The sequence below is a fragment of the Streptomyces sp. NBC_01451 genome (assembly GCF_036227485.1).
In the GTDB taxonomy this organism is placed as follows: domain Bacteria; phylum Actinomycetota; class Actinomycetes; order Streptomycetales; family Streptomycetaceae; genus Streptomyces.
In genome coordinates, this window is record NZ_CP109479.1 from 7,860,623 (window position 1) to 7,875,793 (window position 15,171).

The following is a 15,171-nucleotide window of genomic DNA, read 5'->3' on the forward strand; positions in this document are numbered from 1 at the left end:
GTGTCGTGTCAAAGGAGACCGATTGTGGGTGTCGTGCGGGGTGCCGGAGTGGTCGTGACCGGGGCCGGAGGCGGGATCGGGGCCGCGCTGGCCCGGCGGTTCGCTGCTGAAGGGGCCCGGGTTGTCGTCAATGACCTGGACGCCGACAGGGCGGGAGCCGTCGCCGACGAGATAGGCGGGATCGCGGTGCCGGGCGACGCCTCCGGGATCGTCGCCGAAGCCCGTGCCGCGCTCGGTGGGACCGTGGATGTCTACTGCGCCAACGCCGGGCTCGCCTCGGGCGGGTCCGAGGCGGCCGAGGAGAAGGTCTGGGCGCTCGCCTGGGACGTGAACGTGATGGCGCACGTCCGGGCGGCCAACGAGTTGCTGCCGGAGTGGCTGGAGCGCGGCAGCGGCCGTTTCGTCTCCACCGTGTCCGCCGCCGGGCTGCTCACCATGATCGGCGCGGCGCCCTACAGCGTGACCAAGCACGGCGCCTACGCCTTCGCGGAGTGGCTGTCCCTGACGTACCGCCACCGCGGGATCAAGGTGCACGCCATCTGCCCGCAGGGTGTCCGTACGGACATGCTGGCCGGGACCGGCAGCGCGGGCGACCTGGTGCTCACGCCGACGGCGATCGAGCCCGAGGCGGTCGCGGAGGCGCTGTTCGAGGGGATGGCGGAGGACCGGTTCCTGATCCTGCCGCACCCCGAGGTCGCCGGCTACTACCGGGCGCGGGCCGCCGACCCCGACCACTGGCTGACGAACATGAACCACATCCAGCAGAAGTGGGAGGCCACCCGATGACCGGCCCCGGCCCCGAAGCAGGCTCCGACTCCGGCTCCCGGTACGGCGCGCAGCCCTGGCTGGACCTCCTCGACGACGTCCAGCGCGCGCCGGTCAGCCCCGACGACTCGCTGGTCCACGCGCTCCGCCGGACCGCCGCCGAGGTCCCGGACCGCACCTTCCTCGCCTACTTCGACGGACGGCTCAGCCACCGTGAGGTCGACGAGCTGAGCGACTCCGTCGCCGGATATCTCGTCACCCGGGGCCTGGAGCGCGGCGACCGGGTCGCCGTCCTCCTCCAGAACTCGCCGCTGTTCGTGCTCGCCGTGCTGGGGGCCTGGAAGGCGGGCGCGACCGTCGTCCCCGTCAACCCGATGTACAAGTCGGGGGAGGTCACGCACGTCCTGCGGGACGGTGACGTGGCCGCGCTGATCTGCTCCGACCGGGCCTGGGAGTCGTATCTGAGGAAGACGGCCGCGGACTCTCCGGTGCGGATCGTGCTCACGGGCTGCGAGCTGGACTTCCAGACCCGCGGCGACACGCGCGTGCTCGCGTTCGAGCGGCTCCCGCAGGCGCCGGACGCCGAGGACCTCACGGCGGTCGCCCGGTACGGCCACACGGCCCCCGACCCCGAGGGCCGTGATCCGCGCCCCGCCGACATCGCGCTGATCAGCTACACCTCCGGCACCAGCGGCGTCCCCAAGGGGGCCACCAACACCCACGGCAACATCATGTACAACGCGGAACGGCAGCGGACGGGCCTCGGGCTGCCCGAGGCGCCCGTCTACTTCGCGATGGCGCCCCTGTTCCACATCACCGGCATGGTCTGCCAGCTCGGTGCGAGCCTGAACAGCGCGGGCACACTCGTGCTCGCCTACCGCTTCGAGTCCGGTGTCGTCCTGGACGCGTTCGCCGAGCACCGCCCCCACTACACGGTCGGCCCGTCGACGGCCTTCATGGCCCTGGCCGCCCACCCGGACTGCACCCCCGGCCACTTCTCGTCCTTCCGGCAGATCTCCTCCGGCGGCGCCCCGCTGCCGCCCGCCCTCGTGGAGAAGTTCCGGGCCGGCTTCGGCCCGTACATCCGCAACGGCTACGGCCTCACCGAGTGCACCGCCCCCTGCGCCTCCGTACCGCCCGCTTTGGAGGCCCCCGTCGACCCGGTCTCCGGCACCCTCGCCGTGGGCGTGCCGGGCCCCGACACCGTCGTACGGATCGTCGACGAGCAGGGCACGGAGGTGCCGTTCGGGGAACAGGGCGAGATCCTGGTGCGGGGGCCGCAGGTCGTTCCCGGCTACTGGCGGCTCCCGGAGGCCACCGCGGAGACCTTCCCGGACGGGGAGCTGCGGACCGGCGACATCGGCTTCATGGACGCCGAGGGATGGCTGTACGTCGTCGACCGGAAGAAGGACATGATCAACGCGTCCGGCTTCAAGGTGTGGCCGCGCGAGGTCGAGGACGTCCTGTACACCCATCCGGCGGTACGCGAGGCGGCCGTCGTCGGGGTGCCCGACGGGTACCGCGGGGAGACCGTGAAGGCGTACATCAGCCTGCGCCCGGGCGCCGAGGGGGACCCGGACGCGCTCGCCGCGTACTGCAAGGAGAGACTGGCCGCCTACAAGTACCCGCGGCAGGTGGAGATCCTGGCCGACTTGCCGAAGACGGCGACCGGAAAGATCCTCCGTCGGGAACTTCGTACCCGGTCCGGGGACTCCAGGTAGGCACCCGGGCCGGCTGCTCGTTTGTTCGTTGGTTCGGTTATCCGGTGGAACGTTTGGAAGGCTGGTGGCGGTAGTGCCCAGGACGACGGACGGTGACGGTACGCCCGTCCCGCAGCGGCTGCTGGCCGCCGCCACCCGGCTCTTCGCGGAACAGGGGTACGACCGCACGTCCGTGCAGGAGATCGTGGAGGCGGCCGGGGTCACGAAGGGGGCGCTCTACCACTACTTCGGGTCCAAGGACGATCTGCTGCACGAGGTTTACGCGCGCGTGCTGCGTGTCCAGCAGGAGCGGCTGGACGCGTTCGCGAACGCGGACGCGCCGGTGGAGGAGCGGTTGCGGCGGGCGGCGGCGGATGTCGTGGTCACGACCATCGAGAACCTCGACGACGCGATGATCTTCTTCCGCTCGATGCATCATCTGAGCCCGGAGAAGAACAAGCAGGTACGTGCGGAGAGACGCCGTTACCACGAACGCTTCCGGGCCCTCATCGAGGAGGGCCAGGAGACGGGGGTGTTCTCCCGGGCGACCTCGGCGGACCTGGTGGTCGACTACCACTTCGGTTCCATCCACCACCTGTCGACCTGGTACCGCCCGGAGGGCCCCCTGACCCCCACGGAGGTCGCGGACCAGCTGGCCGACCTGCTGCTGCGCGCACTGCGCCCGTAGGGCGTTTCTCGCCCCCGCCGCCCCTACCCGTCCCGTCCGTTCCTGGGGGCTGCCGCCCCCAGACCCCCGCTTCGGCCCTGAAGGGGCCTCGTCCTCAAGCGCCGGACGAACTGGATATCCAGCCTCTCCGGCGCTTGAGGAGCGGGGGTTCGGGGGCGGAGCCCCCGAGGACGGGACGGGTAGGGGCGGCGGGGGCGAAGAACTTACAGGTACTTCTTCAGCTCCCGTCGGGCCAGCGACCGCTGGTGCACCTCGTCCGGCCCGTCCGCCAGCTTCAGCGTCCTCGCACTCGCCCACAGCTCCGCCAGCGGGAAGTCCTGGCTCACCCCGCCCGCCCCGTGCAGCTGAATCGCCTTGTCGATGATGTCCACCACCGCACGCGGCGTAGCGATCTTGATCGCCTGGATCTCCGAGTGGGCCCCCTTGTTGCCCACCGTGTCCATCAGCCACGCCGTCTTCAGCACCAGCAGCCGCAGCTGCTCCACCGTGACCCGCGCGTCCGCGATCCAGTTGTGGACCACGCCCTGCTGGGCCAGCGCCTTGCCGAAGGCGGTCCGGGAGACGGCCCGGCGGCACATCAGCTCGATCGCGCGCTCCGCCATCCCGATCAGCCGCATGCAGTGGTGGATGCGGCCGGGACCGAGCCGCGCCTGCGCGATGGCGAAGCCGCTGCCCTCCTCGCCTATCAGGTTCGAGGCGGGCACCCGTGCCTCGTCGAAGACCACCTCGGCGTGGCCGCCGTGGGAGTGGTCCTCGTAGCCGAACACCTGCATCGCCCGCTTGACCGTGACACCGGGGGTGTCACGGGGAACCAGGATCATCGACTGCTGGCGGCGGATGTCGGCGCCGTCCGGGTCGGTCTTGCCCATCACGATGAAGATCCGGCAGTGCGGGTTCATCGCCCCGGAGATGTACCACTTGCGGCCGCTGATGACGTAGTCGTCGCCGTCCCGCCGGATCCGCGTCTCGATGTTCGTCGCGTCGGACGACGCCACCTCGGGCTCGGTCATCGCGAACGCCGAGCGGATCTCGCCCGCGAGGAGCGGCTCCAGCCACTGCTTCTTCTGCTGCTCGTCGCCGAACTGCGCCAGCACCTCCATGTTGCCGGTGTCCGGTGCCGCGCAGTTCAGCGCCGTCGGCGCCAGGTGCGGGGAGCGGCCGGTGATCTCGGCGAGGGGGGCGTACTGGAGGTTGGTGAGGCCGGCGCCGTGCCGGGCGTCGGGCAGGAAGAGGTTCCACAGACCCTGGCGGCGTGCCTCGGCCTTCAACTCCTCGACCACGGCCGGGGTGTCCCACGGCGAGGCGAGCGCCGACCGCTGCTCCTCGGCCACGGCCTCCGCCGGGTACACGTACTCGTCCATGAAGGCGAGGAGCTTGGCGCGCAGTTCCTCGGTGCGCGCGTCGAACGCGAAGTCCATGACGGATCAGCCTTCCTGGAGACCTGTGTGAAGTGTGGTCAGGCCGTGCTCGATGAAGACGGGGACCAGGTCCCCGATGCGGTCGAAGCCCGCGCCGACCGTCCGGCCCAGCGTGTAGCGGTAGTGGATGCCCTCCAGGATCACCGCCAGCTTGAACCAGGCGAACGCCGTGTACCAGGCGACCGACGAGACGTCGCGCCCCGAGCGCGCCGCGTACCGTTCGATCAGCTCGGCCGGGGAGGGGTGTCCGGCGGCCTCGGCGGTCGTGGAGACGGGGGAGTCGGGCGCGCCCAGCGGCATGCTGTACATCACCAGCAGGCCCAGGTCGGTGAGCGGGTCGCCGAGCGTCGACATCTCCCAGTCGAGGATCGCCGTGATCCTGTCGTCCGCGTCGATCAGGACGTTGTCCAGCCGGTAGTCGCCGTGCACGATCGCCGGGGCGGAGGACTCGGGCAGGGCCCGGCCGAGCGCCGCCTGCAACTCGTCGATGCCGGACAGCTCACGGTTGCGGGAGGCGTCCAACTGCTTGCCCCAGCGCCGCAGTTGCCGGTCCAGAAAGCCCTCGGGCCGGCCGAAGTCCGCGAGGCCCACCTCGGCGGGGTCGACCGCGTGCAGCTCGACCAGCGTGTCCACCAGCGACAGCACCACGTCCCGGGTCCGCGCCGGGCCGATCGGGGCGAGCTGTCCGGCCGTGCGGTACGGCGTGCCCGGCACGAACTCCATGACGTAGAACGGCGCTCCGGGCGCCGCTCCGTTCTCGGGGTCCTCGCACAGCAGGACCGGACGAGGGACCGGCACGGCGGTCGGATGCAGGGCGCTGATCACCCGGTGCTCGCGCCGCATGTCGTGCGCGGTGGCCAGGACATGGCCGAGCGGGGGGCGTCGTACGACCCACTTGGTGGTGCCGTCGGTGACCGCGTAGGTGAGGTTCGACCGGCCGCCCTCGATCAGCCGTCCGGTCAGGGGGCCGTGCACGAGTCCGGGGCGTTCGCCGTCGAGCAGGCCGCGCAGCCGGTCGAGATCGAGACCTGGCAGGTCGTCCGGGGGCATCATCGCTCCTACGCGTACGGAAACAGGACCTGCCTCATGATGCCGACCGGTCGGTATGTCGTCCAGTGGGTGAGCGAAAAGTGACCGGCGTCTCGCTTCCGGTCCACGGAAGGAGACGCCGGTCGGGTGGGGCGGGGGAGAGGCGGTGCCGGTGGCCGGAAACCGTCAGTGGTCGTCCCAGTGGTCCTGGTGCGCCGCGTGCCGGTGACCGTCGTGCAGATAGTCGACGTGGTCGCCGTGCAGAACGCTCGGGTGTCCGCAGCCGTCCCCGTGCGTGTGGTCGTGGGCGTCGTGCGCCATGTGCTCGCCGGGCTCGCACTCGTCCCAGTGGCCGCTGTGCGCGCGGTGCAGATGACCGTCGTGCGCGTAGTCGACGTGGTCGCCGTGCGGCACCTCGGTGTGGCCGCAGTCCTGGCCGTGGGTGTGCTGGTGGGCCGGGTGTTCCGGGTGAAGGGTGGGAGTGCTCATGATGCTCGCCTTCGGGCATTCGGGGGTACGCGCGTGTGGAAACGTGCGGGTGGTGACGGTGGTGCCGTCGGACAGGCTGCCATGCAATCCGTCCATATCCGACTATTCGACTTGCGTGGCGTGCGCGCACCCCGGAGGGTCGGGCGTGAGGAAACCGGAGGACCAGACTTATGAAGGCCATCACCTACAGCCGGTACGGCGGCCCCGACGTCCTGGAGTTCACGCGGGACGCCCCGGACCCCAAGGTCGGCCCCGACTCCGTACTGATCAAGGTGCGCGCGGCGTCCGTCAACCCGGTGGACTGGAAGTGCCGTGAGGGCTATCTCGACGGCATCCTGGACCCCGTCTTCCCGGTGACACCGGGCTGGGACGTCTCCGGGGTCGTGGTGCGCCCGGGCGCCTCCGTCTCGGAGTACGCCGTGGGTGACGAGGTCATCGGCTACGTACGCGAGGACTTCCTCTCGCGCGGCACCTTCGCCGAGTACGTCGCCGCCCCGGTGCGCACCCTCGCCCGCAAGCCCCGCAACCTCTCCTTCGAGGAGGCGGCCGGGCTGCCGCTCGTCGGGCTCACCGCCTATCAGGTGCTCGCCAGGTCGCTGGGCGTCCGCACGGGCGAGACCGTCCTGGTGCACGCGGCGGCGGGCGGGGTCGGCTCCGTCGCCGTCCAGCTGGCCCGCCGCCACCTGGGCGCCGCGCACGTCATCGGCACGGCCAGCGTGCGCAACCACGACTTCGTGCGCGAACTGGGCGGCGACCCGGTGACGTACGGCGAGGGCATGGCCGACCGGGTACGGAAACTCGCCCCGGGCGGCGTCGACGCCGTGTTCGACACCGTCGGCGGCGACACGCTCAAGGACTCGGTGGAGCTGCTGGCTCCCGGGGGCCGCCTGGTGTCGATCGCGGACCCGGCCGTCGTCGACCTCGGCGGCAGCTACTACTTCGTGCGCCCCGACGCGGTGGACCTCGCGCACCTCTCCGACCTGGCCGAACAGCAGGTGTTCTCGCTGCATGTGGCCGACACGTTCCCCCTGGAGCGCGCTGCGGAGGCACACCGGCTGAGCGCGGAGGGCCGCACCAGGGGCAAGATCGTGGTGACGGTGGACTGGGACGACGAGGCCTGACGGCCCGGCGGTCCGAAAGCCCGGCCGGCGGCGGCCTTCGGCGTCAGAGGACGAGTGCCGCCCCGCACACCGCCAGGGCGACCGCGCACAGCGTCGCCGCGGCGGCGTGCCGGGCGGTCAGCGCCGGCGGACCGTCGTCACCCGTCGCCGTGAGCGTCCGGATGCGCCGGTGGGCGACGCCGAGGAACCACAGCCACAGCACGCAGCACACCGCGCAGACGGCGATCCCGGCCGCCGACGGCCCGCCGTGCAGCGCGGTCCTCCCGGCGAGCAGGGCGGCGACGGTGCTCGACAGCGTCGTACGCCGCCACGCCAGCCGGGTCCGTTCCGGTTGCAGCCCGGGATCCCGTACCTCTGCCTCGCCCGCCCCGGCGTCGCTCACCCGTTCCCCCGGGCCAGTACGACGACCACCATGGCGACCGCGACCACGGCGACCGCGAGGCTCAGCAGGGTCGGGAAGCGGGACACCGGCAGGTCCTCGCCCCGTCGCATCGCCCGCTCGCACCGCACCCAGTGGTTGACGGCCCGCAGCGAGCACAGCGCCCCGGCCGCCAGCAACGCGAGCGCCAGCCCGACCCGCCAGCCCCACCGCAGGTCGGGCAGGAACTGGTCCACGGCGAAGCCGCCGCCGATCAGCGCCAGCGCGGTGCGCAGCCAGGCCAGGAAGGTGCGTTCGTTGGCCAGGGAGAAGCGGTAGTCGGGGGTGCGGCCCTCCTCGCCGATCCGTTGGGGGGCGAACCACATACGGACGTTCCGTCCAAAATCGATCACATGTAGGAACCTTACGGGCTCTTCGGTGACCGGTACGCCCTGAGGCGCTCATAGGCCGCCAGACCGTCCGGCACCCACTCCCACTCGCCCAGCCGCCGTTCCACCTCCTCCTCCGGCAGGAACGCGTGCCAGGCGACCTCCTCCACCTGGGGGTGGACGGGCAGCTCGCAGCGGACCTCGTACACCGCCGACCACCAGCTCCGGCCGGCGCCGTCGTCGTACAGGAACCTGAAGAGGGGCTCGGGGCGGGGCAGGCCCGTGACGCCGAGTTCCTCCTCGGCCTCCCTCAGGGCCGCGCTGCCGTACGACTCGCCCGCGCCCACGACTCCGCCGACGAACATGTCGTACAGGGAGGGAAAGACCAGCTTGGTGGCGGTGCGGCGGTGGACGAAGATCCGGCCCCGGGCGTCCCTGGCCTGGATGAAGACGCAGCGGTGGCGCAGACCGCGCGCGTACGCCTCGCCCCGGGGGGACCGGCCGACGACCTGGTCGTTCTCGTCGACGATGTCGAGGATCTCGTCGGCGGGATCGACCGGATCGGCCGCATCGCTGGGATCGGCGGAACCGGGATCGGCGGAACCGGGATCAGTGGGACCGGTGGGAGTGCTCTCGTGGGAGTGAGTGCTCATGTCTGCCATCCAAGCCCATCGGCCTCGGCGCGCTGCCGCTCGGCATCGCCGGGTGGAGGCCCAGGAGGACGATGCCCACGACCACCGCCGCGAGGCCCGACGCCTCCCAGGCGAGTGCCCCGGTGTCGGTGCGCAGCCGGTCGCCGAGGAAGCCGACGCCGCAGATGATCCCGGCCAGGGGCTGGGCCGCCGTGAGGGCGGGGAGGGACATGCGCAGGGGGGCGGTCTCGAAGGCGCTCTGGACCAGGACCAGGCCGGTGAGACCGAGGAGCAGTACGCCGTACGGCTGCCAGCCCGTGAGGAGGTGGGTCAGGCCGCCCTCCGAGAAGCGCTGGCCGCTGACCCGGGTCAGGGCGTCCTGGACGCCGTAGAGCAGGCCCGCGGCCAGGGCCAGCAGGACCGGGCCGGAGCTGAGGCGGGAGCGCTTCGCGTACGTCGTGAGGAGCAGGGCGAGGCCGAGCATGGCGCCGATGATCAGCCAGTGGCGCCAGGGGTCCGTGACGGCCGTTCCGCCGCGCGGCTCGCCCGCCACGATGAACGCCGTCACCCCGCCTGCGAGGAGCAGGAGGCCGGTCCAGCCCTGACGGCCCAGCGGCTGCCTGGTCTGTTTGCGGGAGAGGGCGAGCGCGAAGAGCAGGTTCGTCGCGAGCAGCGGCTCCACCAGGGACACCTCGCCCTGGCTCAGCGCGATCGCGCCCAGCACCATGCCCGCCACCATCAGGGCGATGCCGCCGAGCCAGCGCGGCACCCGCATCAGGTCCAGCAGCAGCCGCGGGGAGAGGAAGTCGCTCAGGGGGGCCTGCCGGGCCGCGTTCTGCTGGAGGACGAAGCCGAGGCCCAGGCAGCAGGCGGCGCTCACGGCGAGAGTCAGAACCAGAACGGACACGCGGGGTACCTCGATGACGGGGCGGACTGTGGGGTGTGGTAAAGGCCGACTGTAGCCGCCCCCGGCGGGTCCTGCCCCGGGGATGTGACGGAATCGTGGCGGCGGCAGGATCACGTCCACGTTCGGATGGTGGCGGTATCGCGACTTAACGTCATCTCTGCTGGGTTGGTGAGTTGTGCGCTGGTCTGTCGTTCGCCAGGTCAACTGTCCTACACAGATGCATAATTGACACGTGTCGCATACATGACCGGCCTTGACGTGAAGCATTCGTGGAGGGTTTGCTGTCCGTGATCAACCGATGGCTGTCGAACGATCGCCGTCAACAGACCGCGTCGTGTGAGGAAGTTCCCCGCGGTGTCTCCACCTCCACCACCCCTGGGCCGTGGCCGCAAGCGCGCCGCCCAGGCCTTCGACGCCGCCCTCGACGACACCGAACTCGTCGCCGCGCGCGCCGCTCTGGGCCAGGGGCGCTGGCAGGCCGTCCGCGCACTGCTCACCACCACCGGCGACGACTGGGACCGCCGGGGCCACCGCGTCACCGTCCTCGCCCTCGAGTCCGGCACCGCCGCCTGGGCCCGCGACTGGATCCTCGCCGAGCCGGAGTCCGCCGACGCCTCCGTCCTGCTCGCCGCGGCCACCGTCCAGCGGGTCCTCTCCGGCAAGGACAAGCCGGTCCGGGCCCGCGACGCCTGCCACGCCGCCGCCGCGCTCGCTCCCGCCGACCCCACGCCCTGGCTCGGGCTGCTCCAGCTGGAGCGGCACATGGGCGCCGAGGAGACCGTCGTGCAACTCTTCGACGAGGTCCGGCACCGCTACCCCGACCACCACCACGCCCACCACCTGATGGTCGCGCGCCTTGCCGAGCGCCGTACCTCCGCCGGGCCGGACCCGCTGCACGAGGTGTACGACTTCGCCAACTGGGCCGTCGAACAGGCCCCCGCCGACTCGCCGTTGGCGATCCTGCCGGTCGTCGCGCACGCCGAGCGCTACCGCGTCCTGGCCGCCGCGGGCCTGGAGTCCACCGACCCGGCCTCCTCCGGGCACTGGGTCGGGCGGCGGGCCCGCCAGGTGATGAAGGCGGCCTTCGACTGGTGGCTGGAGTGGGAGCGCGACGACCACCCGCGCCGCCTGGTCGACCTCAACTTCCTTGCCCACGCCAAGTTCTGCGAGGGCCGGGGTGCGGAGGCCGCCGCGCTGTTCCACCGGATCGGCCCGCACCAGACGCCCGTTCCCTGGTCCTACCCGGACCGCGACCCGCTCACCGCCTTCCGTGCCGCCCGCGACACCGCGCTCGGCACGGCGTAACGCCCCACGCACCACAGTGAAGTTCCGTCACCACAGAAAATTTCCGTACGCCCGAAAGGACAACCCCGCGATGACGACGGGCAGTTCGAGCACGAGCAGACCCAGTGCCGGCAGCAGCGGCATCAGTACGTTCAAGGGGCAGGACCGCGCACTGCGCGCGGACCGACTCGGCACCGGAGGGCTGCTGCTCTCCGTGCTCGCCGCGACCGCGCCCCTCATGGTGGTCGCAGGTGTCATGCCCACCACATTTGCGGTGATGGGCATCGTCGGCCAGCCCCTCCTCTTCGTTCTTCTCGGCGTCGTCCTCGTCCTCTTCAGCGTCGGGTACGCCGAGATGAGCCGCCACGTCCACAACGCGGGCGCCTTCTACGCCTACATCTCGCGCGGCCTCGGCGGCACCGCCGGGGCGAGCGCCGCGATGCTCGCGCTCGTCGCCTACAACGCCCTCCAGGTCGGCATCTACGGCATCTTCGGGTTCGAGGTGTCCGGACTGTTCTCCACCTACCTGGACACCGAAGTCGCCTGGTGGATACCGGCGTTGCTGGCCGCGCTGGCCGTCGGCACGCTCGGCTGGCTGAAGATCGACGTCAACGCGCGCCTGCTCGGCGTGCTGCTGGTCATCGAGGTCGCCCTTGTCGTCATCTTCGACATCGCCGCCGTCGCCGACCCGGCGAAGGAGGGCCTGTCGCTGCACGCCTTCAACCCGGACACCCTCAGCGGCGCGGGCGTCGGCACCGCCCTGTGCTTCTGCATCGCCGCCTTCCTCGGCTTCGAACAGGCCCCCGTGTATGCCGAGGAGACGAGTAAGCCGCACATCCTCGTGCCGCGCGTGATGTTCCTCGCGGTGGGCGGCGTCGCCGTCTTCCTCGCCATCAGCTGCTGGGCGATCACCGTGGCCACAGGTCCCTCCGCAGTCGTCGGGGCATCCCAGAAGCAGAGCGCCGGACTGCTGTTCTTCCTCACCGAGGAACGGCTCGGCTCGACGTTCACCGACGTCCTGCACGTCCTCTTCGTGACCGGTATGTTCGCCGCGATGCTCAGCTTCCACAACGTCGTCGCGCGGTACGCCTTCGCCATGGGCCGGGAAGGGCTGCTCCCGCAGGCCTTCGGCCGGACGACCGGCACGAGCGGTGCCCCCGGCACCGGTTCCCTTCTGCAGACCGCCGTGTCCGTCGCGGTCGTGGCGGGCTTCGCCATCGCCGACGACGGTCCGGTCGGTGACCCGACCGCGCCTGTGCTGCAGCTGTTCACCTGGGCTGCCAACATCGGTTCTCTGGGCGTGATCCTGCTGATGGCCGCAGCCTCCCTCTCTGTCGTCGTCTTCTTCGTCCGCCGCCAGGCCGTCGCCGCCCAGGCCTGGCGGCTGGCCACGGCCACGCTCTCCGGCATCGCTCTGCTGGCCATCGCCGTCTACACGATCAAGGACTTCGACGTCCTCGTGGGCACGGGCCCGGACTCCTCCCTCAACTGGGTGCTGCCCGGCATCATCGGTGCCGCCGTGGTCCTCGGCCTGGTCCAGGGCCTGGTCCTGCGTTCCCGCAAGCCCGACGTGCACGCACGGATCGGGCTCGGCAACGAGGCGTTCCAGCTGGACAAGGTGGCGGAGTCGGCGGAGTCCGCGGAAGCGGCCTCCTGACCACCCTTTCCGGGGCCGCCGCCTGAGAAGAGGGTGAGAAGCGGTTACGGAAGTCTGACGCGCACCCGCGATCCCTGGCTCGACAGGGGTCGCGGGTGTTCGAATGGATACGTGAACTCCGAACGACCCGAGGTACCCGAAGAACCCGAACGGCCCGAAGAGCGTGAAGAACGCGAAGACCGTGAAGGGCAGGACCGGGGCACACCCATCGGCCGCCGGGTGCTGCTCGGCACCCTCGGCCTGGGCGCCCTCGGCGTGGTCGCCGCACCCACCCTCCAGCGCGGCATGGAGGCCTTCCTGGCCGGTGCGGCGGAGAAGGACCCCACCGGACTCACCGGTCTCCTCCCGAACGGCGGCGGATTCCGCTACTACTCGGTGACGTCGTCCGTGCCCCGCAAGGACGCCGAGAACTACCAGCTGAAGATCGACGGCCTCGTCGACAGACCCGCTGCCTACACCCTGGCCGACCTGCGCGCGATGCCCCAGACCAGGATGGTCAAGGACGTGCAGTGCGTCACCGGCTGGCGGGTGCCCGGCACGCCCTTTGAAGGCGTGCGGCTGTCCCGGCTCCTGGACGCGGCGGGAGTGCGCTCCTCGGCCGGCGCGGTGCGCTTCACCTGCTTCGACGGCGCCTACACCGAGAGCCTCACCCTCGACCAGGCCCGCCGCGCCGACGTCCTGGTCGCGCTGCGCATGCAGGACAAGAACCTGAGCCACAGCCACGGCGGCCCGGTCCGCCTCTACGTCGCCCCCATGTACTTCTACAAGTCCGCCAAGTGGCTCTCCGGCATCACGGTCACCGAGAACGTGCGGGCCGGCTACTGGGAGAACCGCGGCTACGACATCGACGCCTGGGTCGGCAAGTCGAACGGACGCGACGATGAGCCAACGAGCTGACGCCCCGGCGCCCTCCGCCGCCACCTCCGTGTCGTCCTCGGACGTACGCCGCTTCGGCCGCTCCCAGAAGTGGGTGCACCGCGCGACGGCCGCGCTGATGGGCGTGTGCGTGGTGACGGCGGCCTGCCTCTACATCCCCCAGTTCGCCGAACTGGTCGGCCGCCGCGAACTGGTGGTCCGCGTCCACGAGTGGGCGGGCCTCGCCCTGCCGGTACCCGTCCTGGCCGGCCTGGCCTCCCGGGCCCTCCGCGCCGACCTGGGCCACCTCAACCGCTTCGGCCCGCACGACCGGGTCTGGCTGCGCGCGGCCCTACGCCGCGACAGGCGCCGCGCCTCGCGCCCGGCGGCCAAGTTCAACGCGGGCCAGAAGATCTACGCGTCCTGGATCGCGGGCGCCACCCTCGTCATGCTCGGCACGGGCCTGCTCATGTGGTTCACCCACCTCACCCCGCTGATGTGGCGCACCAGCGCGACCTTCGTCCACGACTGGCTGGCCCTCACCATCGGCATCGTCCTGGCCGGCCACATCGGCATGGCTCTGGGCGACCCGGAGGCCCGCCGGGGCCTCCGGACGGGCTCGGTGAGCAAGGAGTGGGCGGAGAGCGAGCATCCGCTGTGGCGTCCCTGAACCGACGATCCGGTGCCGGGCGCCCCTGAAGGGGCGCGGGGAACCGCGCGACCAGCCACAGCGGACCTACGGACGGCCGACCCGCGGACGGCCCACTCGCAGACGACGAACCGGCGGTTCACGCCCTCGGGGGAGTGCTCCCGCCGAAGTCGAGCAGCACCTTGCACGACCTGCCCCGGTCCGCCGCCAGTGCGAACGCCGACTCCGCCTCCTCGACCGGGATCACCGCGCTGACCAGCCCCTCCAGCGCCGGCGCAGCCGCCAGCAGGGTCAGCGCGTCGTCGAACTCCGTGTCGAAGCGGAAGGCGCCCCGCAGTTCGATCTCCCGGGTGACGACGAGGTTGCCCGCGAAGGGGCTGGGCCCGGGCGGCAGCAGACCGAGCTGTACGACGACCCCGCCCCGGCGCACCAGACGCAGGCAGGTGTCGAGACCGGCGGCCACCCCCGACGCCTCTACGGCCACGTCCACCTCGGCCGGCCACCCGGGATCGCCGGGATCGTCCGCCCGTACGACCGAGTCGGCGCCCGCGACGGCCGCGTACCGCAGGGCCTGCGGGAGCAGGTCCGTGACCGTCACCCGGGCCGCGCCGGCCGCCTTCGCCGCAGCGACGACCAGGCACCCGATGGGCCCGGCGCCGGTGACGAGGACGTGCCCGCCGGAGACGTCCCCGGCCCGGCGGACGGCGTGCAGGGCGACCGAGAGGGGTTCGGCGAGGGCCGCCAGGTGCAGCGGCAGGCCCGCCGGTACGGGCCTCAACTGGTCGGCGGGGACGACCAGTCGAGCCGCGAAGCCGCCCTGGACGTGGGGCGTGCGGGCGGCGCTGCCGAGGTAGCGCGTGTCCCGGCAGACGTTGCGCCGACCGGACACGCACTCCGGGCACGCGCCGCACGGGGTCGCCGGGTGCACGGCAACCTCCGTACCCACAGGGGGACCTGATGATCCGTCACCGTAGGAGACGACCGTCCCCACGACCTCGTGGCCCAGCACCATCGGTTCCTTGAGGCGGAAGTCGCCGACCCCGCCGTGCCGCCAGTAGTGCAGGTCCGAGCCGCAGACCCCGCCGTAGCGGACGGCCACCAGCGCCTGACCGGCGCCGGGGGACGGCACCGGCAGCTCGTCGACCCGCAGGTCGCCCTCGCCGTGGATCACGCAACCGAGCATCGGGAGAACCCCTTTCGAGTCCGCTTCCGTGTCTGCCTCCGTGTCCG

The 15,171-nt window shown here is 71.6% G+C and carries 16 protein-coding genes; 8 read left to right on the plus strand and 8 right to left on the minus strand.

Annotation, left to right across the window (positions count from 1 at the left end; translation table 11 throughout):
• Nucleotides 1-21: 21 nt before the first annotated feature.
• The 3 genes from OG595_RS34630 to OG595_RS34640 all read left to right on the plus strand — a co-directional run bounded on the left by OG595_RS34630 (nucleotide 22) and on the right by OG595_RS34640 (nucleotide 3,153).
• A complete protein-coding gene (locus OG595_RS34630; protein WP_329283445.1) occupies nucleotides 22-786 on the plus strand; it encodes an SDR family oxidoreductase in 765 nt (254 codons plus the stop codon).
• A complete protein-coding gene (locus OG595_RS34635; protein ID WP_329278991.1) occupies nucleotides 783-2,486 on the plus strand; it encodes a class I adenylate-forming enzyme family protein in 1,704 nt (567 codons plus the stop codon). Before OG595_RS34630 ends, OG595_RS34635 begins: the two co-directional genes overlap by 4 nt.
• 73 nt (nucleotides 2,487-2,559) lie before the next feature.
• On the plus strand, nucleotides 2,560-3,153 hold the full coding sequence (locus OG595_RS34640; protein WP_329278993.1) for a TetR/AcrR family transcriptional regulator: 594 nt from the start codon (nucleotides 2,560-2,562) through the stop codon (nucleotides 3,151-3,153).
• 203 nt (nucleotides 3,154-3,356) lie between these two features.
• Here the strand turns inward: OG595_RS34640 and OG595_RS34645 are convergent, their stop codons facing one another.
• The 3 genes from OG595_RS34645 to OG595_RS34655 all read right to left on the minus strand — a co-directional run bounded on the left by OG595_RS34645 (nucleotide 3,357) and on the right by OG595_RS34655 (nucleotide 6,089).
• Nucleotides 3,357-4,571, minus strand: coding sequence for an acyl-CoA dehydrogenase family protein (locus OG595_RS34645; RefSeq protein ID WP_329278995.1), 1,215 nt, complete (start codon nucleotides 4,569-4,571; stop codon nucleotides 3,357-3,359).
• Nucleotides 4,572-4,577: 6 nt separating this feature from the next.
• Nucleotides 4,578-5,621 (minus strand): phosphotransferase family protein, encoded by a 1,044-nt coding sequence (locus OG595_RS34650; protein WP_329278998.1) that lies wholly within the window; start codon nucleotides 5,619-5,621, stop codon nucleotides 4,578-4,580.
• 165 nt (nucleotides 5,622-5,786) lie between these two features.
• Entirely contained in the window at nucleotides 5,787-6,089 is a 303-nt protein-coding gene (locus tag OG595_RS34655) for a hypothetical protein (RefSeq protein ID WP_329278999.1), read from the minus strand.
• Nucleotides 6,090-6,259: 170 nt separating this feature from the next.
• Here OG595_RS34655 and OG595_RS34660 point away from each other — a divergent pair, with 170 nt between their 5' ends.
• Nucleotides 6,260-7,210: an NADP-dependent oxidoreductase gene (locus OG595_RS34660; protein ID WP_329279001.1), complete on the plus strand. Its 951-nt coding sequence runs from the start codon at nucleotides 6,260-6,262 to the stop codon at nucleotides 7,208-7,210.
• Between the two features lie 43 nt (nucleotides 7,211-7,253).
• Here OG595_RS34660 and OG595_RS34665 read toward each other — a convergent pair whose 3' ends face one another.
• The 4 genes from OG595_RS34665 to OG595_RS34680 are packed head-to-tail and all read right to left on the minus strand — an operon-like array spanning nucleotide 7,254 to nucleotide 9,496.
• Nucleotides 7,254-7,592, minus strand: a complete 339-nt coding sequence (locus OG595_RS34665; RefSeq protein ID WP_329279003.1) for a DUF202 domain-containing protein — start codon at nucleotides 7,590-7,592, stop codon at nucleotides 7,254-7,256.
• On the minus strand, nucleotides 7,589-7,981 hold the full coding sequence (locus OG595_RS34670; protein WP_329279006.1) for a YidH family protein: 393 nt from the start codon (nucleotides 7,979-7,981) through the stop codon (nucleotides 7,589-7,591). The genes OG595_RS34665 and OG595_RS34670 overlap by 4 nt, the downstream gene beginning before the upstream one ends.
• 11 nt (nucleotides 7,982-7,992) lie before the next feature.
• Nucleotides 7,993-8,619: an NUDIX hydrolase gene (locus OG595_RS34675; protein ID WP_329279009.1), complete on the minus strand. Its 627-nt coding sequence runs from the start codon at nucleotides 8,617-8,619 to the stop codon at nucleotides 7,993-7,995.
• Entirely contained in the window at nucleotides 8,567-9,496 is a 930-nt protein-coding gene (locus OG595_RS34680) for a DMT family transporter (RefSeq protein ID WP_329279011.1), read from the minus strand. The genes OG595_RS34675 and OG595_RS34680 overlap by 53 nt, the downstream gene beginning before the upstream one ends.
• Nucleotides 9,497-9,850: 354 nt before the next feature.
• Between OG595_RS34680 and OG595_RS34685 the strand changes: the two genes are divergently transcribed.
• The 4 genes from OG595_RS34685 (at nucleotide 9,851) to OG595_RS34700 (ending at nucleotide 13,962) form a co-directional block, all read left to right on the plus strand.
• Complete coding sequence (locus tag OG595_RS34685) at nucleotides 9,851-10,801, plus strand: hypothetical protein (protein ID WP_329279014.1); 951 nt, start codon at nucleotides 9,851-9,853, stop codon at nucleotides 10,799-10,801.
• 70 nt (nucleotides 10,802-10,871) lie between these two features.
• Entirely contained in the window at nucleotides 10,872-12,437 is a 1,566-nt protein-coding gene (locus OG595_RS34690) for an APC family permease (RefSeq protein WP_329279017.1), read from the plus strand.
• A gap of 111 nt (nucleotides 12,438-12,548) precedes the next feature.
• Nucleotides 12,549-13,334 (plus strand): molybdopterin-dependent oxidoreductase, encoded by a 786-nt coding sequence (locus tag OG595_RS34695; protein ID WP_329279019.1) that lies wholly within the window; start codon nucleotides 12,549-12,551, stop codon nucleotides 13,332-13,334.
• Nucleotides 13,318-13,962: a cytochrome b/b6 domain-containing protein gene (locus OG595_RS34700; RefSeq protein WP_329279021.1), complete on the plus strand. Its 645-nt coding sequence runs from the start codon at nucleotides 13,318-13,320 to the stop codon at nucleotides 13,960-13,962. Before OG595_RS34695 ends, OG595_RS34700 begins: the two co-directional genes overlap by 17 nt.
• Nucleotides 13,963-14,080: 118 nt before the next feature.
• Here OG595_RS34700 and OG595_RS34705 read toward each other — a convergent pair whose 3' ends face one another.
• Nucleotides 14,081-15,124, minus strand: a complete 1,044-nt coding sequence (locus OG595_RS34705; protein ID WP_329279022.1) for an L-idonate 5-dehydrogenase — start codon at nucleotides 15,122-15,124, stop codon at nucleotides 14,081-14,083.
• Nucleotides 15,125-15,171: the final 47 nt, after the last annotated feature.